The 3,653-nt window shown below is 46.9% G+C and carries 5 protein-coding genes; all 5 read right to left on the bottom strand.

Annotation, left to right across the window (positions count from 1 at the left end):
- Window positions 1–481, bottom strand: a 481-nt coding sequence (locus QTO00_RS16520) for an urease accessory protein UreD (RefSeq protein WP_331425765.1), incomplete at its 3' end; no start/stop codon positions are given.
- The gene (gene urtE / locus QTO00_RS16515; protein WP_331425764.1) at window positions 478–1,173 is read right to left on the bottom strand and encodes an urea ABC transporter ATP-binding subunit UrtE; all 696 of its coding nucleotides are present in this window, start codon (window positions 1,171–1,173) and stop codon (window positions 478–480) included. The genes QTO00_RS16520 and urtE, both read right to left, overlap by 4 nt.
- Before the next feature lies 1 nt (window position 1,174).
- Entirely contained in the window at window positions 1,175–2,017 is an 843-nt protein-coding gene (gene urtD, locus QTO00_RS16510) for an urea ABC transporter ATP-binding protein UrtD (RefSeq protein ID WP_331425763.1), read from the bottom strand.
- Window positions 2,014–3,168, bottom strand: coding sequence for an urea ABC transporter permease subunit UrtC (gene urtC, locus QTO00_RS16505; protein WP_331425762.1), 1,155 nt, complete (start codon window positions 3,166–3,168; stop codon window positions 2,014–2,016). Before urtC ends, urtD begins: the two co-directional genes overlap by 4 nt.
- Window positions 3,169–3,178: 10 nt before the next feature.
- Window positions 3,179–3,653, bottom strand: a 475-nt coding sequence (locus QTO00_RS16500; RefSeq protein WP_443088934.1) for an ABC transporter permease subunit, incomplete at its 5' end; no start/stop codon positions are given.

Here is a 3,653-nt window from a genome sequence, read left to right as displayed (position 1 = left end):
GCATTTCCCAGCCCCAAAATTGGGCGTCCTTTTCAAGATGCACCTCGGTGTCAATCTGAGCATGTGCGTTAGGAAAGAAGATGTTCTCTTGTGGCAACCAAGCCAGTTGTGCGCCCTGCTGTACCCTTAATACTTGTTTTTGCACCGCATACTTATGATCTGAACGGTAGAATTTCGTTGCCCCAGGTGTGGTAATTAGGACATTGGAATTGGGTTCAGCGGTAATTGCTATATTTAGCGTGTCACCGCCAACGACACCACCAGGTGGATGCAATAAATAGGTATGACAAGTAGTGCCATCTGGATACAGGGGCCGTTGAATAGCAAGCGGCCCTGATTGAGAACGGTGTTTAACCACCGTTTTATCCCCACGGTTAACAAAAGTCAGATCTAAGTTTGCTTTCCATCCATCCCTAACATTACTCGAGATTAAATCTTGCAAATTTAGCGATGATACAAAGCTGTCTTCAACCGTACTCATACCGTTAAATATTCCTTAATCAGTTTCTCGTTTAAGCCTGCCATCTCACCTTCAGCCACTTGACGACCTCGATCGAGAATGCAAAAACGATCGCCCACTTTTCGTGCAAATGGTAGCTTCTGCTCAACGAGCAACACGGTTAGGCCAAGCTTCTCATTGAGCATGCGGATGATGTCGCCAATCTCCTGCACAATATTGGGTTGAATACCCTCTGTAGGTTCATCCAAGATCAACAACTTAGGGTTAACCACGAGGGCGCGCCCAATCGCGAGTTGCTGTTGCTGACCACCTGACAAATCGCCTCCTCGACGGTGTAGCATCTCTTTCAGCACAGGAAATATCTCAAAGATAAATTCAGGGATCTTTCGATCGCCTTTGTCACGAATTGGCAAACCGACTTCAAGGTTCTCTTGCACGGTAAGCATCGGAAATATCTGACGACCTTGCGGGACATAGCCTATGCCGTGACGCGGGCGTTCTTCGGCATCAAGCTTAAGCAACGAGTTGCCATTCAGACTAATATCGCCACTCTCGACTTTAACCAAGCCCATAATGCACTGAAGTAATGTGGTTTTGCCCACACCGTTACGCCCCATTAGCACGGTACATTTACCCTCTGGAATCACCATGTTGAGATCCCATAGTGTATGGCTCTCACCATAATATTGGTTTACTGATTGAATCTCTAACATCCTATTCTCCGAGATAAACTTGTTTTACTTCCGGGTGAGCTTGCACTTGGTCCATAGTGCCCTCTGCAAGCACATGGCCTTGGTGCAGCACGGTAACATGGCTTGCAATAGAGCGAACGAAATCCATATCGTGCTCAACTACAACGACCGAGTGTTTACCTGCTAATGAATTGAGCAGTTCCGAGGTTCTATCCATCTCTTGGTGAGTCATCCCCGCGACAGGTTCATCAACAAGGAGAAGTTTTGGGTTTTGCATCAATAGCATTCCGATTTCTAACCACTGCTTTTGACCGTGAGAAAGATTGCCTGCGGTGTTACTCGCTTCATCTTTTAAATGGATCAGTTCTAGTACCGACAGTAGTTTGTCTTTTTGCTCACCGGCTAGTTGAGCCGTAAACGTGCCCCAAACAGAGCGAACGCCCGACATAGCCAGTTCCAAGTTTTGCCACACAGTCAGACACTCAATCACAGTTGGCTTTTGGAACTTGCGTCCAATACCAGCATTAGCTATTTCTGCTTCGTTCATCTTGAGTAGGTTGATGTTTGAGCCAAGCCAAACTGATCCGGTATCTGGCTTAGTTTTACCTGTGATGATATCCATCATGGTAGTTTTGCCGGCGCCGTTTGGTCCGATGATGCAGCGCAGCTCTCCCTCTTTAATGTAAAGATTGAGATCGTTGATCGCTTTAAAACCATCAAAGTTTTTATTTACCCCTTCTACGTATAAAAGTACGTTGTGGCGAGTATCAATAGCCGGATGAACATCAGGTTTAAGAAACTCAAAAACCTCACCACGGTTGGTAAACGATTGAACTGAGTGTTTTACTGCATTTAACTTTGTCATACCGTCGCCTCCTTGGTTTCCACGTTTGTCGGTTCAGCCTTTTTCGACTTACGGATTAACTGCCATTTTTCAGAGATAAACCCAATGACGCCTTGCGGGAAATACATCGTAGATAGGACGAACAAACCACCCAGCGCAAATAGCCATACTTCTGGGAACTCAACGGTGAACCAGCTCTTTGCGTAATTGATGATCAATGCACCGACAATCGCACCGAATAGTGTTGCACGGCCGCCAAGCGCAACCCAAACCACAACCTCGATTGAGTTCAACGGTGCAAATTCACCAGGGTTAATAATGCCAACTTGAGGTACATACAGTGCACCAGCAATACCCGCAATGACTGCTGAAAGTACAAAGACCCATAGCTTGATACCATCGACGTCATAACCCATAAAGCGGGTGCGCGACTCAGTATCACGTATCGCTAATGCTACACGTCCTAAACGGCTGGTCACCACCATACGGCAAGCGATGTAGCTTAAAATCAGCGCAACACCCGTACAGACGAACAAACCTATTTTGGTTGCATCGCTTTGCAGGCTCATACCTAAGATGTCTTTAAAGTCTGTTAGACCGTTGTTACCACCAAAGCCCATCTCATTTCGGAAAAACGCCAACATCAGCGCGTAGGTTAATGCTTGAGTCATAATGGATAGATACACGCCAGAAACGCGCGAACGGAACGCAAGATAACCAAACACATAGGCTAATGCACCGGGTACTAGCACTACCATCAAACAGGCAAACCAGAACTGGTCAAAACCGTTCCAAAACCAAGGTAACATCTTCCAATCGAGGAACACCATAAAGTCAGGCAGAATTGGATCACCATAGACGCCTCGGTCACCTATCTGGCGCATCAGGTACATCCCCATCGCATAACCGCCAAGCGCAAAGAAAGCGCCGTGACCTAAGCTCAAAATGCCAAGGTAGCCCCAGACTAGATCAAGCGCCAAAGCCAACATTGCGTAGCTAAGGTATTTACCCATAAGCGAGATAGTGAATGTTTCTACATGAAGAGGATGACCACTTGGCAACATGATGTTTGTTAGTGGCACCAGTACAATAGCAGCAAGTAGAGCAAAGATGGTCATTTGACCGCCCTTGTCACCTTGCATTGCTGAGAGAACGAATGATTTCGACTGCATAATCTTCTCCTTAACCCTCAGCCGCACGACCACGTTGTGGGAAAAGACCACGAGGACGTTTTTGAATAAATAGAATAATGAACACAAGCACTAGGATTTTGGCGAGTACCGCTCCTGCCCAAGGTTCGAGAATTTTGTTGAACAGACCTAAACTTAAGCCAGCAACGAGCGTACCCCATAGGTTGCCTACGCCGCCAAACACCACCACCATGAAGGAATCAATGATGTAAGCCTGCCCCATATTTGGTCCAACATTGGTTAATTGTGACAGTGCAACGCCTGCAACCCCAGCTACACCAGAGCCCAGGCCAAATGTCATCGCATCAACGCGTTCTGAGCGGATACCCATTGCGCGCGCCATACCACGGTTTTGAGACACGGCGCGAACTTGTAACCCTAGTGGCGTTTTCTTCAGCACCATCAACAATCCCCAAAACACCAAACCGCAAAATAGAATGATGTAGAGTCGGTTGTATGTCAGCGAC

Source organism: Vibrio sp. M260118, assembly GCF_036533755.1.
GTDB lineage: Bacteria > Pseudomonadota > Gammaproteobacteria > Enterobacterales > Vibrionaceae > Vibrio.
This window is presented reverse-complemented; position numbering and strand designations above follow the sequence as displayed.